Origin of the sequence: Helicobacter himalayensis (assembly GCF_001602095.1) — a bacterium.
GTDB lineage: Bacteria > Campylobacterota > Campylobacteria > Campylobacterales > Helicobacteraceae > Helicobacter_F > Helicobacter_F himalayensis.
The window spans coordinates 570,096-588,779 of record NZ_CP014991.1 but is presented as its reverse complement, the minus strand read 5'-3'; the positions used below and the strand labels follow the sequence as shown (position 1 = coordinate 588,779).

Below are 18,684 nucleotides of genomic sequence, written 5' to 3'. Positions count from 1 at the left end.
GTTTTTGGCGAAGCAAAACCAACAAAAGGCGTGATTATGGTGGATTATGGCATCAATTTTTGGAGTAATGGGAATTTTATCATCGATGATGGTTGTGTAAAAATCAACCACAAAACCAAGCCAGCACTCATTGATATTGTGCAAGAAATTCGCGATAATGGCTATCGAGGTCCGCTACTACTAAGATTCCCACATTTAATCAAAAAGCAAATTGACACACTATTTTGTGCCTTTCAAAAAGCTATCAAGGAATATTCCTATCACGGGGATTTTAAGGCAGTTTTCCCGCTTAAAGTCAATCAAATGCCAAACTTTGTGCTTTCTCTTGTGGAGCAAAGCAAGGATTTATATTATGGGTTAGAGGCTGGGAGCAAGCCAGAGCTTATTTTAGCTATGGCTTATACAAACAAAAATACGCCCATCACCGTAAATGGCTTCAAAGACAAGGAAATGATAAGTCTAGGCTTTATCGCGGCAAATATGAAACATAATATCACGCTTACAATTGAAGGGCTCAACGAGCTTGAAACTATCATCGAGGTAGCAAAAGAAATGGGCGAACCTTACCCAAATATCGGGCTTAGAATCCGCCTACATAGCACGGGCATTGGTATGTGGGCAAAAAGTGGCGGGATAAACTCAAAGTTTGGGCTTACAAGCACAGAGCTTTTACAAGCAATCGAGATGCTAAAAAAAGAGAATCTGTTGCACAAATTTACGATGATTCACTTTCATATCGGAAGCCAAATGAGTGATATTTCGCCACTCAAAAAAGCTCTGCGCGAGGCTGGAAACATCTATGCGGAGCTAAGAAAAAAGGGTGCGAAAAATCTAAAAAGTGTCAATATCGGCGGTGGGCTTGCGGTGGAATACACACAGCACGAAGGCGCGAATAATTGCAATTACACACTTGGGGAATTTAGCGGTGATGTGGTGTTTTCCCTGCGTGAAATTGCAAAAAATAAAAAAGAGCCAGAACCAGATATTTTTATAGAATCTGGACGCTTTATTGCCGCAAATCACGCGGTTTTGGTGGCGCCTGTTTTGGAGCTGTTTTCCCAAGAATATGACGAGAAAGCACTGAAATTAAAAGAGAAAAATCCTCCGCTTGTTGAGGAACTTTATGACCTTTATAACAGCGTGAGTGAAAAAAGCGCGATTGAATATCTGCACGATAGCTTTGATCATATGGAATCCCTGCTCACGCTTTTTGATTTGGGCTATATCGACTTGCAAGACCGCTCAAATACCGAAGTGCTCGTGCATCTCATCATCAAAAAAGTCATTAAGCTTTTAAAGCACAAAAATCACAATGAAATCATCAGAATCCAAGAGCAAGTCCAAGAACGTTATTTGCTAAATTGCAGCTTTTTTCAGAGTTTGCCAGATTATTGGGGATTAGCGCAAAATTTCCCCGTAATGCCACTAGATAGGCTCAATCGCCGCCCAACAAGAAGTGCTAGCTTGTGGGATATTACTTGTGATTCTGATGGAGAGATTGCTTTTGATGCGAAAAAACCACTTTTTTTGCACGATGTCGATGTGACGCAAGAGGAGTATTTTTTGGGCTTTTTTTTAGTAGGCGCGTATCAAGAGGTGCTTGGTATGCGACATAATCTTTTCACGCACCCCACAGAATTTAGCGTGGAATTTGATGATGATTTAAACAAGGGCTATGAGCTTAGCAAGCCCTTAGAGGCGCAGACGATTTTAGATGTGCTTGATGATTTGGATTATGATACAAAAGAGATTGAGCGTCGTTTGAAGCAGTATATCGAGGAAAATCAGGATTTAGAATCCGAAGAGAAAAAAGAGGTGCTTGGGCGCTTGTATGTTATGCTAAGTGAAAATGGCTATTTACGCACCATTAGCAAAAAAGGGGAATAAGTAGGCTGTATTTTGACAACATAAAGGCAGGGTATGGATTCACAAAAACTTTCGCTTTTTGGCTTGATAAGAGAGGATTTTGCGATTATCAAAACGCGCGATCCTGCATTGCAGAGCAGTTTTGAGCTGTTTTTTAATTATCCGGGGCTTATCGCGCTAGTGCATTATAGAATCGCGCATTGGTTTTATGTGAGGGGCTTTAAACGCCTTGGACGCTTTATTTCGGGCTTAAGTATTTTTTTGACAAATGTTGATATTCACCCGGAGGCACAAATCGGTAGGCGCGTCTTTATTGACCACGCCACGGGCGTAGTGATAGGGCAAACTGCCATTGTGGGCGATGATGTAACGATTTATCAAGGTGTGAGTTTAGGTGGTGTGAGTTTAGAGAAAAAAAAGCGCCACCCAACGATTGAAAATGGCGTGGTTATAGGTGCGGGCGCGAAAGTGCTAGGAGATATTGTGATTGGACAAAATGCAAAGATTGGCGCAAATTCTGTTGTGATAAAAGATGTGCCACAAGAATGCACCGCAGTTGGTATCCCTGCTCGCGTCATCACAAAAGGGCGCACCAAAGAAGCAAGCGCGCTTAACAAGCTCCCAGATATTGACAGAGTGCTCTTTGAATACATTCTTAAGCGCATACAGATTCTTGAAAACAACTCCCCAAACTTGCAAAATGCGCCTTGCGCCAAAGAGCTAGAAGAACTAAAAACGCTATATGAGCATTTCTTGCGCACAATCAACAACTAGCTTTTTCCACCTTATTTTGCTACAATCCCACACTCACAACCTTTCACAACATCACCAAATAAGGCTAACAATGATATTTTCCTCTTATGTCTTTATCTTTGTGTTTTTACCTTTTGTATGGATTGGCTATTATGCATTGCGTTATTTTAGTGCATATAATGCAAGTAAAATCTTTTTAGTATTTGCCTCGCTTTTTTTCTATGCCTTTTGGAAGGTAGAATACCTGCCTATTTTGCTTGGTTCAATTGTTATAAATTTCCTGATTTCTCTTGCCATCACTTTATCGTGGCGAGGAGATTCTAAGTTATTTCCACAAACTCTTCAATCCACACTCCATACAAAACCCTGCATAAACACTTCTTTTTTAGCCAAAGAGGGGGGGGGCAGTAGAAAGAATTTTTGCAAGTTTTTCCTAATCCTTGGCATTATTTTCAACCTCGCCTTACTAGGATTTTTTAAATACACAGATTTTTTATTAGAAAACTTTAACCTCTTTAGTCAGCTTTTGCACCTAGATTTCACCATACCACTGCCACATATTGTATTGCCTTTGGCAATTTCATTTTTTACATTCCAACAAATTGCTTATCTTGTAGATTGCTACAAATCTCCTAGGCAGTATTGTGTAAGTGCTTCAGAGTTTTTAGATTATTGTTTGTTTGTGACATTTTTTCCACAATTAATTGCAGGACCAATAGTCCATCATAAAGAGATGATGCCACAATTTAAAACATTGCAAGATTCTCTTTATTCAAAGCAAGCAAGAAAGGAATATATTGCTAAGGGACTTTTCATCTTTTCTATTGGATTGTTTAAAAAGATAGTTATTGCAGATTCTTTTGCTAAATGGGCAAATGCTGGCTTTAGTGCAGTGGAAAATGGTGCTGTGCTTAATTTCTTTGAATCTTGGGCGACAAGTCTTAGCTACACATTTCAATTATATTTTGATTTTAGTGGTTATTGTGATATGGCTATTGGGCTTGGGTTATTCTTTGGTATTACCTTACCGCTTAATTTCAACTCTCCTTACAAAGCGCGTAATATTGCAGACTTTTGGCGTAGGTGGCATATGAGTCTTGGACGCTTTCTTAAAGAGTATGTTTATATCCCACTTGGTGGCAATCGTAATGAAAAATATAAAAGCACTCTGCATTATGTGCTAATCAATAAGATTCTCACTCTAAGAAATCTTTTTATTGTGGCGTTTTTAAGCGGTGTGTGGCACGGCGCTGGGTGGGGATTTGTGGTGTGGGGTGTGATGCACGGGGTGGCAATGGTAGTTCATAGAATCTATAAAGATTTGTCTCTTGGCAACATTTGTGATGACACAACAGATTCTTACAAACAAAACAACATTGCAGAATCCAAAACCACCAAACAACTTGATAGAATCTTAGATTCCAAACAACTAAAAAATGCCACTCCAAACAATCAAAAAACACTTAATCTCCCATTCAAACAAAAATTCTTAATGTTTTTTTATTGGTTTCTTACCTTTAATTTTATCAATCTCTCTTGGATTTTCTTTAGGGCAGAAAATATTAGCGGGGCGTTAAATCTTATTAAAGGAATGTTTAGCGGGGCAATAATCCTGCCTAGTTTTTTAGAATCTAAACTTGGATTTTTAAAGGCATTTGGGGTGGGGTTTGAGGCTTTTATGGCTGTTTTTGGTGAAAAGCCGTTGCTAATTCCTAGCTTTATTATTCTTGGGCTTTGCATAACACTTTTGTTGAAAAACACGCACCAGCTCGCCACAAAGCTCAATAATAAAAAAATGATTTTTGCAGGTTTGTTGTGCGCAATGAGTGTTTGGCAACTAGGTGTTTTGGGCTACACGCCTGAATTTTTGTATTTTAATTTTTAAGGAGAAATTTTGAAAAAAATACTCTGTTTTTTTGGAGGATTTTTTGGCTATATGTTGTTTGTTGGAGGATTGCTTTATGTTCTTTATGCTCTGAAAATACCGCCTTTTTTGATGTTTGGCGAGGAATGGCTAAGGAACACTTTTAAGATAAAAGAATATATCAACGCTCAAACCACCAAAAAACCTCGACTTTTAATTGTTTCTGGCTCAAATTCTCTTTTTGGCTTTAATAGCGCGATAATCAAAGAAAACACACAACTTCAGCCAATCAATCTTGCCGCTCACGCGGGTTTGCCATTTAATTTCTATGTGGATAAAATTATTGCAAACGCAAAAAATAGGGATTATATTTTCTTGCCATTAGAATTTGACTACTACACAAAACACGAGCCAAAAGCTAATCAATGGTATATTCACAATATGTTGTTATGGGGTGAGGGGTATGCGGAATACATTTCTAAAAAAGATATTTTGCAGACATACTTCAACGCATTTGCGCCTTTAAATCTTTATAAAGCACTCCTTACGCTTAAACGCCAAATACAAGGGAGACTTAACGCGCATATTAGCCCCATACCACAATGGGAAAACATCATAAAAAGCGGGGAAGAAAAACACTATGGATATGATTTTAAATCACTAAATGCTTATGGAGATTTTGTCTATCAAAAAGGCACAATGCACAACATACAATCAGAGTATTTGCCAGATTTTGTAGAGATTTCGGATTTTTTCTTAACTCAATACAGGCGCTTAGAGGCTTTTGCTAAGCAAAATGATATGAAAATATTTCTCACCTACCCCGTAACTGCAGAAAATCCACAATTTAGCTTGCAAGATTCTAAGACTTTCAAAAAAGTAGAGAATCTAAAAATGCAGCTTGCCAAACATCATATACAGCTTTATGGGGATTTTAAAGATTTTCACTTTGAAAAGCTCTATTTTTACGATACAAACTTGCATCTTAATAGTGAGGGGGCAAAACTTCGCACAATAAATTTTATAAAAATGCTAGAAGGGCTAGAGATTTTAGACTGATTGTATTATTTTAAAAAATCAAATTTCTTGTTAAGAAAAATGTTACAATGCCTCCTTAAAACACAAGGAACACAATGCAACTTTTAGCAGAGCTGGATTTGGAGGATTTTATCGCGCGATTTAGCACCTTTTTTGCGCGTCAAAAAAACTTTACTTTTGAAGGCGATAGGGAAACTTTCTCTTGTTTTCTTCAAGAGCTAGAATCCTTGCAATTAAAATCCCCTCCACCTTTAGAGAATCTCGAAAATGCGCTTAAACATATCCAAAAATTTGGCACTTTGCATTTAGAAGAGATTTTTGAATTTGTAAAAATTTTGCGCTATTTCTCTTATCTCAAAAAGGCTATTTTGCCAGAATCTAAGGCGCTTTTTAGGTGGATAGATTCTCTTAAAATCCCGCCAAATTTGCTTGAGCTAAGTGAAATTTTTGACGAAAAAGCGGAATTAAAAGAGGGAATCTATCCACAACTTGATAGCCTAAAGCACGCACTTGCAAACATTAAAACAGAGATAAATTCCGCCTTTGCGCGCTTAAAATCAAGCCAAAAACTCGCCCCTTATCTTGTGGATTCTCAAATCCATCTTTTTAATCAAAATGAATGCTTGCTGCTTAAGGCTGGATTCCAACACGCGCTTTCTGGGAGTATTATCGCGCGCTCAAGTGCGGGGTTTTTTTATGTTCTACCCCAAAGTGTGAGCGAGCTAAAGGCAAAGCAAAGCGCGCTTAATGACAGGGTGCAAATGCTTACCTATGAGATTTGCACTTGCTTAAGTGCGCGCTTAAACAAGCATTTTCTATTTTTGCGCTTTATTAACAAGGAATTTGATAAATTTGACCATCTACAAGCACGCCTAAACTTTGCTAGGACATATGATTTGGAGTTTGTTTATAAACTAGAATCCTCTGGAGTGCTTACTTTGAGCGAGTTTTGTCACCCTATGCTTAAAAATCCAAAACCCCTTAACATAAGTTTTGAGAAAAAAATCACGCTCATAACCGGCGTAAATGCCGGCGGAAAAACAATGCTTTTAAAATCGCTTTTAAGCGCGTGTTTGCTGGCAAAGTATCTTCTTCCCTGCAAGATTAACGCGCACAAATCACGACTAGTGGCGTTTAAGAACATTTCTGCCATCATCTCTGACCCACAAAATAGCAAAAATGATATTTCCACATTTGCAGGCAGAATGCTAAAGTTTTCAAAAATTTTGGAGCAAAACCATTTTTTGCTCGGCATTGATGAAATCGAGCTAGGCACGGATTCTGATGAGGCGGCGAGCTTGTATAAAAGCTTGCTAGAATTTTTAAGCACCAAAGATTGTAGAATTATTCTCACCACGCACCACAAACGTCTAAGCGCGATAATGGCACACAGAAGCGATGTGGGACTTATCGCGGCACTTTATGATGAAAAAAATTCTCGCCCACAATTTGCTTTTTTACAAGGAAGCATTGGCAAAAGCTATGCGTTTGAAACTGCCCTGCGCTATGGGATTCCCAGCAATATTATCGCACAGGCAAAGGAATTTTATGGCGCGGACAGGGAACGATTAAATGATTTAATCGAGCGTTCAAGCACACTCGAGCTCACGCTGCAAGCAAAAATCGCGGAATATGACAAAAAGCTAACAAAGCTAGATTCAAAACTTGAAATGCTAAAAGCCCAAGAGCAAGAGCGAGAATCTGCGCTAAAAACCCAAGAGCGTGCGTTGCAAAAAACCTACCTAAACGCGCTTAATGAGCTCAAAAGCGTTATGAAAGAAAATGATAATAAGATAATCCACAAGGCGCTAAATAGCGCGCATAGGAGTTTGCAAGATTCTAAGCAAAAGATGACAAAAGATTCTCATAAAATACAGAATCTACACCAAAAAAGCGAGCCACTCAAAGTTGGTGATTTTGTGAAATTTAGCAATACAAGGGGGCAGATTTACGCGGTTGAAAGCAAGTATTTGCTCCTTGAGACAGAAGATGGCAAGCGCGTAAAAGTGCAGGCAAAAAATCTGCATAAAACATCAAAACCTAGCCAAAATATCAAACTTTCGCTTGAGTGCAATGCAATGCAAAAAGGCACAAGCCCTAGTCTTGATTTGCACGGAAAACGCGTAGAAGAGGCACAAGAGATGATGGAGGAATTTTTGTCAAATGCGCTCATCGCGGGATTTGATGAAGTGCTAATAATGCACGGGATTGGTAGCGGAAAGCTAAGTGTAGCGGTGGTAGAGTTTCTCAAAAAACACCCAAAGGTGCTAAGCTTTAGCGATGCGCCACCAAATATGGGTGGCTTTGGCGCAAAGCTTGTAAGGTTGTAGGTAAATTTTGATTGTGTTTTATTAATGAAACAATTCCACCGGCACTTTAAGCACGCTTTTTTTGGGATTATTCAATTTAGAATTTACAGAATCTAACCCTCCGGCATGCACATCATCGGGGAAAAATATAGCTAGAATCCCAGCGTGAAGCGAGATTCTATGTATTGGAAAATCCGCGCTATAAGGCTCAAACGCGCAGTTTGCTAACGGATTTTTATACACAATCAAATCCTTGCCCTCATCATAAGTCTCCAAAACCTCAAAATCCCCTCTATGCCCTATGAGCATATATTCGCCCCCATCTACACAAAACTGCAAATCCACATACTTCCTATGTGTCTCAAAAAACGCTTCTTTGGGACTTTTGAGCGCATAAGTCTGCTCGATGGCGCTAATGCCATTTCCTAAATCATAGCGCATTTCTATGCGGAAATTTTGATTAAAAGCTATTTCATTAATTGTATCGCCTTGCGTGCCAAGTGCCAAAATCCTCGAACGCACAGGACTTGATTTCATACATTCTTGCAAATACGCAACCACATTCTCAAGCGTCGGATAACGTGCAAAAAACCCTTCAAACTGCGACAAATGCCCTATAAGTGCCATAGTCACCTCCTTTTAAACCTTTAAAACTACGCGCAAATTATAGCTTTTTCCACCTTATTTTGCTACAATCCCACACTCACAACCTTTCACAACATCACCAAATAAGGCTAACAATGATATTTTCCTCTTATGTCTTTATCTTTGTGTTTTTACCTTTTGTATGGATTGGCTATTATGCATTGCGTTATTTTAGTGCATATAATGCAAGTAAAATCTTTTTAGTATTTGCCTCGCTTTTTTTCTATGCCTTTTGGAAGGTAGAATACCTGCCTATTTTGCTTGGTTCAATTGTTATAAATTTCCTGATTTCTCTTGCCATCACTTTATCGTGGCGAGGAGATTCTAAGTTATTTCCACAAACTCTTCAATCCACACTCCATACAAAACCCTGCATAAACACTTCTTTTTTAGCCAAAGAGGGGGGGGGGCAGTAGAAAGAATTTTTGCAAGTTTTTCCTAATCCTTGGCATTATTTTCAACCTCGCCTTACTAGGATTTTTTAAATACACAGATTTTTTATTAGAAAACTTTAACCTCTTTAGTCAGCTTTTGCACCTAGATTTCACCATACCACTGCCACATATTGTATTGCCTTTGGCAATTTCATTTTTTACATTCCAACAAATTGCTTATCTTGTAGATTGCTACAAATCTCCTAGGCAGTATTGTGTAAGTGCTTCAGAGTTTTTAGATTATTGTTTGTTTGTGACATTTTTTCCACAATTAATTGCAGGACCAATAGTCCATCATAAAGAGATGATGCCACAATTTAAAACATTGCAAGATTCTCTTTATTCAAAGCAAGCAAGAAAGGAATATATTGCTAAGGGACTTTTCATCTTTTCTATTGGATTGTTTAAAAAGATAGTTATTGCAGATTCTTTTGCTAAATGGGCAAATGCTGGCTTTAGTGCAGTGGAAAATGGTGCTGTGCTTAATTTCTTTGAATCTTGGGCGACAAGTCTTAGCTACACATTTCAATTATATTTTGATTTTAGTGGTTATTGTGATATGGCTATTGGGCTTGGGTTATTCTTTGGTATTACCTTACCGCTTAATTTCAACTCTCCTTACAAAGCGCGTAATATTGCAGACTTTTGGCGTAGGTGGCATATGAGTCTTGGACGCTTTCTTAAAGAGTATGTTTATATCCCACTTGGTGGCAATCGTAATGAAAAATATAAAAGCACTCTGCATTATGTGCTAATCAATAAGATTCTCACTCTAAGAAATCTTTTTATTGTGGCGTTTTTAAGCGGTGTGTGGCACGGCGCTGGGTGGGGATTTGTGGTGTGGGGTGTGATGCACGGGGTGGCAATGGTAGTTCATAGAATCTATAAAGATTTGTCTCTTGGCAACATTTGTGATGACACAACAGATTCTTACAAACAAAACAACATTGCAGAATCCAAAACCACCAAACAACTTGATAGAATCTTAGATTCCAAACAACTAAAAAATGCCACTCCAAACAATCAAAAAACACTTAATCTCCCATTCAAACAAAAATTCTTAATGTTTTTTTATTGGTTTCTTACCTTTAATTTTATCAATCTCTCTTGGATTTTCTTTAGGGCAGAAAATATTAGCGGGGCGTTAAATCTTATTAAAGGAATGTTTAGCGGGGCAATAATCCTGCCTAGTTTTTTAGAATCTAAACTTGGATTTTTAAAGGCATTTGGGGTGGGGTTTGAGGCTTGGGCAAGCGCGATTGATGAAAGCTCATTTATAGTTTTTGGTGCGCTGTTTGGGGTGTTTATGCTTGTGATTGTCTGCAGAAATTCATTTGAATATTTGCAAAAATTCCGCCCTACTCTTTTCACGCTTTTCTTTACCCTCTATGCGCTTTTTGGCTCTTTGATAGTGCTTGGGATTCACAACTCTAGCGAGTTTATTTATTTTAATTTTTAAGGTTGTTTTATGTGGAAGTTTTTTAATAAATCTCTAAGCTATAATGCTTTTGCAAAGATTGTGTGTGTTGTGTTTTTTATCGGTGTGCCCATATGCTTTGCAATCAATTATTTTGCTGATATTTATGGATTAAAAAGCACGCAAAATAAACATGCAAAACACTTAACAAGCTCAAAAATAGCTCTCTACAAACCGCGTGTTGAGGCAAAAGCACCATATTATATGATTGGCACTTCACGCACAGAATATATTGATTATGTCTTATTAAGTAAATATTTAAACAAGCATAGCATTAGGCTTGGTATGGGTGGTGCGAGCTTAAAAGAGCTTTTATTTTTAACACAGAAAGTAAAAGAAAATGGGAAAAATTTCTTGCTTGGCTTTGATACATTTTCGCTCAACATCAATCGAAAGGAGTATAGTTTAAAAAAGCGCCTTAAACCCGCATTTGAAAATGCAACTCCTGTTTTTTGGACTGACTTGCTAGATACTGCAACTTTTATTAAAGATCTTCTTACGCGCTTGCCATACAATCAAAAAATTCTAGATGATGATTCTCAAATCCCTCAAAAAAATAGTCCAAAATTTATAGAATCTAGATATTTTGATAAAAACTTTGATGACAAATCAGAAATATACTACGACTACGAAATAAATTATGACGATGTGCTTACCCTAGCAAAACTCGCAGATTCTAAAGATATTTTTATCATCTTTCCAAAATACGCCCCATTTTATGCGCTTTTTCAAAAATATAATGACCCACACAACTCCATCGAACAGCAATATTTTCAAGCTTTGTCCCTGCTTGTAAAAACAACCAAAGCGCGCGTAATTAGTTTTTATGGAGTTAATGAAATCACTTTGGAAAAGGATAATTTTGATGACTATGGCTGGCATTTTAAGCCAAAGATTGGCAATCTCATTATGGCACGCATTTTTGATGACAAAAGCGTGAAGTTGCCATCAAGCTTTGGCGTGTGGCTTGATAAGGAGAATATAGAATCCTACCTTGAATCGATACATAACAACATAGCACAAAATGCGGAAATGCTACCAGGCTGTGATTTTAGAGCAAAAGAGGATAGAAGAATCTAAACACATTGTGATTAGTGTAAATCCTTAGCTTGTGCGTTTATTGAGCGTTACAAGTTGCGGAAATTCGCTTAATTTGGACTCTTGCGTGAAAAACTCCTCGATTTTTGCGCGAGCTTGTGAGCTTTGGGTCATAGAATTAACGACATTTCTAAACTCGTGCGCACCATTTAAGCCCTTGCTATACGCGTGCAGATTCTTGCGAAACATCACCACGCCCCGCTCACCATAAAAACTAATCATCTTGTCAAAATGCTCTAACACGAGGTTTTTAAGCACGAGTGAGGGCATGGAATCTGTGTTGTTTTTAATCTGCCAAAACACCCACGGCGCCTTAATCGCAGTCCTGCCTATCATCACGCCATTTGCACCTGTCCTCTCACACACACTGCGCGCAACTTGCGCGCTTGTAATCTCACCATTGGCAATAAGCGGGATTTTGATATGCTTTTTTATAAGCGCGATAGAATCATAATCAATCCGCTCTTTTTTATATCCATCAGCGCGCGTGCGTCCATGCACCACGACAAAATCCACATTTGTATCATTAATCGCGCTTGCAAGCTCAAGTGGGATTTTTTTATCAAAGCCAAGTCGCAGTTTTAGGCTGGTATAGGGTTTCGTGCTTGTTTGCTTGATGAGATTAGCGCATTTTACAAGGAGATTTAAATCCTTCAAAAGCCCGCTTCCGTTGCCGTGATTTGCCACCTTTGGCGCGGGACAGCCACAATTTAAATCAATAATATCAATCCCATCTTTTTGGTTGAGAATCTCCACCGCGCGTTGTAAAATCTCTTGTTTTGAGCCAGAAATTTGCACGGAAAAGGGGGATTCTATGCAGTCTTTTTCAATCATTTTGAGCGTTTTTTGATTATTAAACACAAGCGCGTGCGAGCTTATCATCTCACTCACACTAATATCCACACCAAAATTTTTTACCATCGCACGAAATGGCAAATCCGTGTAGCCCGCCATCGGTGCAAGCATAAGAAGATTGTCAAAATTAATCATTTAATTGCGCTCTTTGTAGTCGCTAAAGTCAAAGGTTTTGAGAATCTTAAAATTTTCCATTCCATTTTCATCGCGTTCAATCACGCCAAGTGAGGGCAGTTCCACGCCATTAAAAGTTGTGTTTTTTACGATTGTATAATGCAACATATCACAAAACACCACCCTATCGCCAATCTCAAGCTTTGAATCAAAGCTAAAATCCCCTATAACATCGCCAGCCAAACAAGTATGTGCGCCAAAGCGATAACAATAACGCGCGCTCTGCTCGCCTTTATCAGCTTCAATAGCACCTTTGCTTACCTTATACACGCTCGGGCGGTATGGCATTTCAAGGCAATCAGGCATATGCGCGCTCGCACTCACATCTAAAATCGCAATTTGCTTTTCATTTTCCACAATATCAACCACACTTGCGATAAGAAAGCCAACTTGCCAACCCACCGCTTCACCGGGCTCTAAAAACACCTCTAAATGATGGTGCGCTTTAAAATCTTGTATGAGTTTAATTAGCAGATTCTCATCATAATCATATCTTGTGATATGATGTCCGCCACCAAAATTAAGCCACTTTAACCCCTTGAAATACGCGCCAAAGTGCTTTTCTACATATGGCAAAGTATGGGCAAGCGCAGTTGAGTCCTGCTCACAATGCGTATGAAAATGCAAGCCCTCGATATTTTGTAAAATCTCACTTCCATATTTTTGCAAACCCTTTTCAAACGAATCTGGCGTGATACCAAGACGTGAAAAACGCGCGCAAGGATTATAAAGCTCAGTCTCCACCTCGCTATACAGCGGATTTATCCGCAAGCCTATACTAATGGAAAATTCCGCGTTTTTATTATGCTCTTTCACAAGTGGGGCAAAGCGCGCAAGCTGATGAAAAGAATTAAAAATAATATGCGTGGCAAAAGGCAAAAGAGAATCCACCTCTTTATACGCTGGGCTAAAGACGCACACTTCCTTGCCTTGCTTAAATCCGCCGATTTCTTCAAATCCCAATCTTGCCTCATACAGACCGCTAGCTGTGCTTCCGCTAAGAATCTCACGCAACTTTTCAAAACGACGCCAAAACGCATAACCTTTGAGCGCTAGGAGGATTTTCGCACCGCTAAGATTCTGAACGCGTGAAAGGATTTCTAAATTATAATTCAGTTTGTCCTGCTCTAAAACATAGCAAGGCGTGGGGATAGATTCTAAAATTTGGGGGCTTGGGGTGAGCGTGTTAAGCTCGATTCTCTCATTCAAAGCCCGCGCCTTAGTGGAGCATTAGCTTTTTAATAGCGTTTTCAATATCCACAGGATTTGATTTTGAGATGAATTCATCTGCGTTGAGACTGCGCGCCATATCCTCATTGCTACTGCCACTCATTGAGGAATTTACCACAATTGGAATATGTGCGGTTTGTGGATTTGACTTCATTTGCTTTATCACTTCAAATCCGCTAGCCTCTGGCATTTCTAAGTCTGTGATAACCATACCAATCGTGCTAATATCTGTCGTTGGAGAAGACACATAATCAAGGAGCTTTCTGCCATTTACAAAGTCATAATGCACCACGCCTATGCGATTAAGGATAACTTGCATTGTCCTAAGCACGCTTGGGCTATCATCTGCGAGGAGGATACATTTTGTCGCTTGGACTTGAGAGACTTTTTGCATTTCCTCTTCTTTTTCTTTTTCAATCCACGGAAACACGTCTGTGAGCATTTTTTCAATATCCACCACTTGCACGAGCGATCCATCAAAATAGCGCGTGCGCGATACGAGCTTGCCATTTTGCCCGCTACCGCCTACACCTGCGCTCTGCTCTATTTCTGTCCATTTTTTGTTTAAGATTCTATCAGCTTCATAGATTCTCACCCCAATGGTCCAACGCGAAAATTCACAAATCATCACAATATCATCTTCGCCCTTTTCGCGCTTGATAGAACATCCGCGCAAGTCTTTACTCTTTTGCTTTGGGTCATAAAAAAACCATTTACGCATATCAATGAGCGGAATTGTCATCTCTCTGATGGTGATAAGCCCCTCTACAAGGGAATTTGCCTCGTGGCTTACAATCGTTAAAGAACCACTATATTTGATAACTTCGCGGATTTTAAAGACATTCACCGCATACAAATCCCTGCCCTTCTCCAAACGAAAGCACAAAAGCTGCAATTCGTTATTTTTGTGCAGGCTGGTTACTTGATCGATTTTTGACATACTCGCACTCATCGCTCACCCTCTCTTTTTTAACAAATCTTAAAGCTAAAGAATTTTCTAGGATTTTAGCACAAAATTGCAAGAAATATGCAATTAATTACATAAATCTAGCGCGCTAGAATGTTTTATTAGCTCATCATCTTCTTGTATTTCATTTTTGGGAATCTTTGCAAAAATTTCTTTTGCTTTCCCGCATTGCTTTTGCTTGTAATACCCCCACGCTAGAGAATCTAAATACGCCACAGAATCTGGGTCAATCTCTAGCGCGAGATTAACAAACTCAATGCCCTTGTTTATGTCGATTTCATAATCAATCAATGTGTAGCCGATGAAATTGTAAAAAATCGCAAAATCCTGCGCTTGCAAAGAATCTGGAATAGAATCTTTTTTGAGTAGCTCGATTGCGTCTTGCATTTTGTTTGCTAGCTTTTTGACAGCATTTTTATCGGCATTTTCAAGGCTCTCAAATTCATACAAATAACTATAACAAAGATACAGCGCATTGTTGGTGTTTTTATACGCTTGCAGGGCGCTTGAGGTTGCCATTTTATAGTCTTTTGCGCCGACATAAAGCCCGATGAGAAATTTTGGGTCAAAAGGATAGCTATTAGCAATCTCTAGTGCTTGAGAATATTTTTTCCTAAACGCATAAATGGCAATAAGGCTTTGCGCGTTAGCGATATTTGGCTCATCGTCATAACGTTTTTTAAGCAGAGATTCTATCTTTTCAGTTTGCATACCTTTGATGTAAAAGCCGAGTGCTTGCTGGCAAAATTGCGGCTCACAAGGATTTTTGGCAAGAAAAGAATCTAAAAGTTCCAACGCGCGCTGGTATTGATTATCCTCCTCCAAAAGCCCCAAAAGTCTTGCAAGCGCTTCTTGCGTGCCGAGATTTTCATACACCCAGCTAAATTCCTCAATTGCCTTTTTTTTCTCACCCATTGTGATATAAATTACCCCTAGCACATTGTGAATCTGCGGGCTATCCTCTTGCTCCTGAATTTCCTTGGCGACTTTGAGTGCGTTTGGTACGTCATTAAGCTTTATATAAGTATCAAGCAAGACTTTTGAAATATCCAAGTTTGGCGCATTGTCTGTCGCGTTTTGATAGTCTTTGATATAAGAAAGCACGATACTTGGGTTTTCAAAGGCGCTAGAAAGCATAATGCTTTCTTTAAGATACTGAATCTTTTTTGTTTCTTCATAAAGCACAAGGTATAAATCCCGAGCCTCGCGCAATTTTCCAGATTCTTGCAAATCTAGCGCTTCAAACATAGAATCTTCCTCACTAAACGCCCCAAATCCCAAGCTCACGCAAAAACACAATATTAAAATCTTTCTTATCACTCTTTATCCCTCTTATCAAAAATTGAAAATTTAGCTAAAAAAATATAATCCCTTTGCACTCAAGCACTAAGGCTTTTTTAGAATCTGCGTCTAAAATTTTATGCGATTCCCAAAATGGAAAATCCCTGCACTGCTTAGGGCGCACGGGGTAAATGGCACATTTGCCATTTTCAAAGAAAATGCACTCTATTCCATTAGATTGTATCGTCTGCGCGGGAATGAATCCCGCTTCGCCTCCGCTCCACTGCGTTGCGCGCCCACACTTGACGTTTTTCTGATTGATAGAATCTGCAGATTCTGCAACGCTGTTTGGTTGATTGGAATCTATTCCAATAGATGTATCACCTCGCTGGAATGAATCCCGATTCGCCTCCGATTCGCGTCCATACTCGGCATTTTTTAGTTGTTTGGGTTTTTTAGAATCTTGGGCTTGCATTTTTGGAATCTTTTCTAGCAGAGAAAATTTATACCCTACTTTGCGGACATATTTTTGCGTGAAAACTTCAAATCCTACGCCTAAAAATCGCGCAATTTCTTGCATTTCGGCAATGCTTAAAAACACATAGCCACTCTCTCCCGCACAGCACTTCCCGCCGCATTCCTCGCATTTGCTCCCATCAAAGCCAAAGCAATAACCATCAAGTGTTTTGAAAGTTGTAGTTTTTGAGGCGCTATTACCACTATGAGCGAGATTCTTAGCGGTATTCATAAAAGCTTTTTCCTGAAATTTTATACACGCGATTTGTGTAAGAAACTTGATTGTCTAAGAAAAATTCCTTGAAATAACGCTCTCTCTCCTCAATCTGAGCACCAAGCAAAAGCTCCACGCCCACAGCTGTTGAGTAATTCACCCAGTCATACTTTAAATCCCGCCCAAGAAGCGCGGCGTATTCCACAATTTTTGGATTGAGCGCGCCAATCATACTCACCACATAAAATTCTTTCCTATCCTCTGGCTGAACAAGCTCAAAGATTTTAGAATCATAACTCACTTGCGTAGAAAGCATTTTCTTTGGTTTTGCCTTGCCTAAAGCGATTTGAGACATCATAAGCCCTGTGCGCGCAGCTTGCGTGTTAAAAATCACTACACCATCTTGCAAATACTGCTCTTGCGAGGCAAGCACATTCATAAAGCGCTTTGCAGTGGCAGATTCAATCTCTTGCTCAAAAACCACGTTTGGGCTTTTCGTGCGTAAAAGCTCTCCTAAATATTGCCCTGTCGGGGATTTGTCATTGTAGGCAACGATTTTTTCATTTTCACTCAAATGCAACAAAAGCTCAATCTGGCTTTCATAATCCACCCCGCCAAAATACAGATTCTTAGGCGCTTTTATATCTCCTATTTGGTGAATATTTATCGTTGGCAAATAAATCGGCGTGGTGATTTTGATATTGCTTGCAAGCTCTTTTGCGCCATTTGTGGTAAAAACGCCAATGATAAAATCGCTCTTTGCCTCAATCGCCCTCTTATACGCAGATTCTATGGCTTGTGTATCTTCCGTATCTGTGTTAAACACTTCAAAGCTGAAGTCCCAGCCACGCGCCATTAAGTAAGAAAGTATCGTATCAATGCTTGTATAAAAATAATGTCTAATCACCTTTTTTGGCATTAAAAGCCCGAGTTTCACCTTTGCAGTGGTGTTTTTGGGCGAAGTTGGAATGTCCAAAATCGCAAGATTCTGTAAAGAAAGTGCGAGCTTTGCGCGCAAGTCAGAATCTTCCTCATCTTCAAAGCGCGCTACAAATGAAAAATACTGCCCCTGCTCGTATAAAGACAGCAGGCATTTTTTATTGCAAGATTCTGTTTCGAGATTGAGAATCTCCTGCTTTGGCAAAGGCAATGGTGAGATAATATAGCTCTTTGCAAAGCCTGCACTTGCAAGCAAACACAATAATAAAAGTTTTTTCATAGCACTCCCCTAGCGACAAGCAAATGTTGCATAACTTGTGGTTTTAACGATGGATTACGCATAATTTCATTAAGTGAATAAGTCAGCAAAAAACGTCTCGCATTATGCCATAAAATTCTCCCTCGCTCGCTTTCCCCCTCTCCTAGCAAATACCTTCCCCCAAGCGCGCCAAAAATCACAATAACTTCTGGCTTAATAGAATCTAGCTGTGCGCGCAAAAACGGGATACACGCGCTTATCTCTTCGCTTGTTGGTTCAAGCTCGATGGGACATTTTAAAAGCGAAAGTATCGAACAAGATTGCAAGGGAAGCAAAAACACGCGCTCAATCATATTTTGAAGCATTTTTGCGGATTTGTTTTGTAAAAATTTTGGCACATTTATAGCGCCACTTTGAATCTGCGCGCCTTGAGCTTGTGCGCTCCGCATTGTGCCATCAAGAAGTGGATTTGTGGTGATAAAACACACTTTACAATCTTTTGCCACAAAGCCGCTTGTGCGTGCATTTGTGTTTTTAGCCCGCGCACACAACGCGCAAGTTGCAATGCTAGATTCCAAACTTCCACCACCGATGGTTTGAAGTTTTTGCGTTGTATTTGGTGCGTGAATGCTGGGATTTAAAGGCTCACAAAAGCACTGGGAACACATTTTTTGCAAATACAAGCGCTTCAAAAAAAGGAGTTTATAAACTTGTGAAGGCATCAAATTCCCTTAAAATCTGAAAAAATTCCCGCGCATTTTACCC

General features: G+C 39.3%; 13 protein-coding genes and 2 pseudogenes. 7 read left to right on the top strand and 8 right to left on the bottom strand.

The genetic code is table 11. From position 1 onward, the window contains the following. Window positions 1-36 precede the first annotated feature (36 nt). The 5 genes from speA (at window position 37) to A3217_RS02815 (ending at window position 7,851) form a co-directional block, all read left to right on the top strand. Window positions 37-1,887 carry an arginine decarboxylase gene (gene speA, locus A3217_RS02835; protein WP_066387700.1) on the top strand — a complete coding sequence of 617 codons (1,851 nt, stop codon included), beginning with the start codon at window positions 37-39 and terminating at the stop codon, window positions 1,885-1,887. Window positions 1,888-1,920: 33 nt separating this feature from the next. Further along, entirely contained in the window at window positions 1,921-2,640 is a 720-nt protein-coding gene (gene cysE / locus A3217_RS02830; protein WP_066387698.1) for a serine O-acetyltransferase, read from the top strand. A 70-nt stretch (window positions 2,641-2,710) separates the two neighbouring features. Beyond that, complete coding sequence (locus A3217_RS02825) at window positions 2,711-4,504, top strand: MBOAT family O-acyltransferase (RefSeq protein ID WP_066387696.1); 1,794 nt, start codon at window positions 2,711-2,713, stop codon at window positions 4,502-4,504. Window positions 4,505-4,513: 9 nt separating this feature from the next. Next, window positions 4,514-5,542, top strand: a complete 1,029-nt coding sequence (locus A3217_RS02820; protein WP_066387694.1) for a hypothetical protein — start codon at window positions 4,514-4,516, stop codon at window positions 5,540-5,542. A 74-nt stretch (window positions 5,543-5,616) separates the two neighbouring features. Next, the gene (locus A3217_RS02815; RefSeq protein ID WP_066387691.1) at window positions 5,617-7,851 is read left to right on the top strand and encodes an endonuclease MutS2; all 2,235 of its coding nucleotides are present in this window, start codon (window positions 5,617-5,619) and stop codon (window positions 7,849-7,851) included. 21 nt (window positions 7,852-7,872) lie between these two features. Here A3217_RS02815 and A3217_RS02810 read toward each other — a convergent pair whose 3' ends face one another. Then, complete coding sequence (locus A3217_RS02810; protein WP_066387687.1) at window positions 7,873-8,457, bottom strand: NanQ anomerase/TabA/YiaL family protein; 585 nt, start codon at window positions 8,455-8,457, stop codon at window positions 7,873-7,875. A 113-nt stretch (window positions 8,458-8,570) separates the two neighbouring features. Between A3217_RS02810 and A3217_RS02805 the strand changes: the two are divergent. Both A3217_RS02805 and A3217_RS02800 read left to right on the top strand, forming a co-directional pair. Next, a pseudogene (locus tag A3217_RS02805) lies at window positions 8,571-10,368 on the top strand (MBOAT family O-acyltransferase). A 9-nt stretch (window positions 10,369-10,377) separates the two neighbouring features. After that, window positions 10,378-11,466 (top strand): hypothetical protein, encoded by a 1,089-nt coding sequence (locus tag A3217_RS02800; RefSeq protein WP_066387685.1) that lies wholly within the window; start codon window positions 10,378-10,380, stop codon window positions 11,464-11,466. A 24-nt stretch (window positions 11,467-11,490) separates the two neighbouring features. Here A3217_RS02800 and A3217_RS02795 read toward each other — a convergent pair whose 3' ends face one another. The 7 genes and pseudogenes from A3217_RS02795 to A3217_RS02765 form a co-directional block, all read right to left on the bottom strand. After that, a complete protein-coding gene (locus A3217_RS02795; protein ID WP_197456917.1) occupies window positions 11,491-12,471 on the bottom strand; it encodes a tRNA dihydrouridine synthase in 981 nt (326 codons plus the stop codon). Window positions 12,472-12,474: 3 nt separating this feature from the next. Further along, window positions 12,475-13,677, bottom strand: a complete 1,203-nt coding sequence (gene nspC, locus A3217_RS02790) for a carboxynorspermidine decarboxylase (RefSeq protein ID WP_066389696.1) — start codon at window positions 13,675-13,677, stop codon at window positions 12,475-12,477. Window positions 13,678-13,732: 55 nt separating this feature from the next. Next, complete coding sequence (locus A3217_RS02785; protein ID WP_066387682.1) at window positions 13,733-14,695, bottom strand: chemotaxis protein; 963 nt, start codon at window positions 14,693-14,695, stop codon at window positions 13,733-13,735. An 81-nt stretch (window positions 14,696-14,776) separates the two neighbouring features. Next, window positions 14,777-16,030: a tetratricopeptide repeat protein gene (locus A3217_RS02780; RefSeq protein ID WP_066387681.1), complete on the bottom strand. Its 1,254-nt coding sequence runs from the start codon at window positions 16,028-16,030 to the stop codon at window positions 14,777-14,779. 34 nt (window positions 16,031-16,064) lie between these two features. Next, window positions 16,065-16,658, bottom strand: a pseudogene (locus A3217_RS02775) (YkgJ family cysteine cluster protein); the annotation flags it as partial. Window positions 16,659-16,725: 67 nt separating this feature from the next. Beyond that, entirely contained in the window at window positions 16,726-17,940 is a 1,215-nt protein-coding gene (locus A3217_RS02770; RefSeq protein WP_066387677.1) for a type 1 periplasmic-binding domain-containing protein, read from the bottom strand. Beyond that, window positions 17,937-18,641: a uracil-DNA glycosylase family protein gene (locus A3217_RS02765; RefSeq protein WP_066387676.1), complete on the bottom strand. Its 705-nt coding sequence runs from the start codon at window positions 18,639-18,641 to the stop codon at window positions 17,937-17,939. The genes A3217_RS02770 and A3217_RS02765 overlap by 4 nt, the downstream gene beginning before the upstream one ends. Window positions 18,642-18,684: the final 43 nt, after the last annotated feature.

Coding starts and splice junctions, on each gene's coding strand:
- speA (WP_066387700.1), top strand. CDS start 37: ATGGTGGATTATGGCATCAATTTTTGGAGTAATGGGAATTTTATCATC.
- cysE (WP_066387698.1), top strand. CDS start 1,921: ATGGATTCACAAAAACTTTCGCTTTTTGGCTTGATAAGAGAGGATTTT.
- A3217_RS02825 (WP_066387696.1), top strand. CDS start 2,711: ATGATATTTTCCTCTTATGTCTTTATCTTTGTGTTTTTACCTTTTGTA.
- A3217_RS02815 (WP_066387691.1), top strand. CDS start 5,617: ATGCAACTTTTAGCAGAGCTGGATTTGGAGGATTTTATCGCGCGATTT.
- A3217_RS02810 (WP_066387687.1), bottom strand. CDS start 8,457: ATGGCACTTATAGGGCATTTGTCGCAGTTTGAAGGGTTTTTTGCACGT.
- A3217_RS02800 (WP_066387685.1), top strand. CDS start 10,378: ATGTGGAAGTTTTTTAATAAATCTCTAAGCTATAATGCTTTTGCAAAG.
- A3217_RS02785 (WP_066387682.1), bottom strand. CDS start 14,695: ATGAGTGCGAGTATGTCAAAAATCGATCAAGTAACCAGCCTGCACAAA.
- A3217_RS02770 (WP_066387677.1), bottom strand. CDS start 17,940: ATGAAAAAACTTTTATTATTGTGTTTGCTTGCAAGTGCAGGCTTTGCA.
- A3217_RS02765 (WP_066387676.1), bottom strand. CDS start 18,641: ATGCCTTCACAAGTTTATAAACTCCTTTTTTTGAAGCGCTTGTATTTG.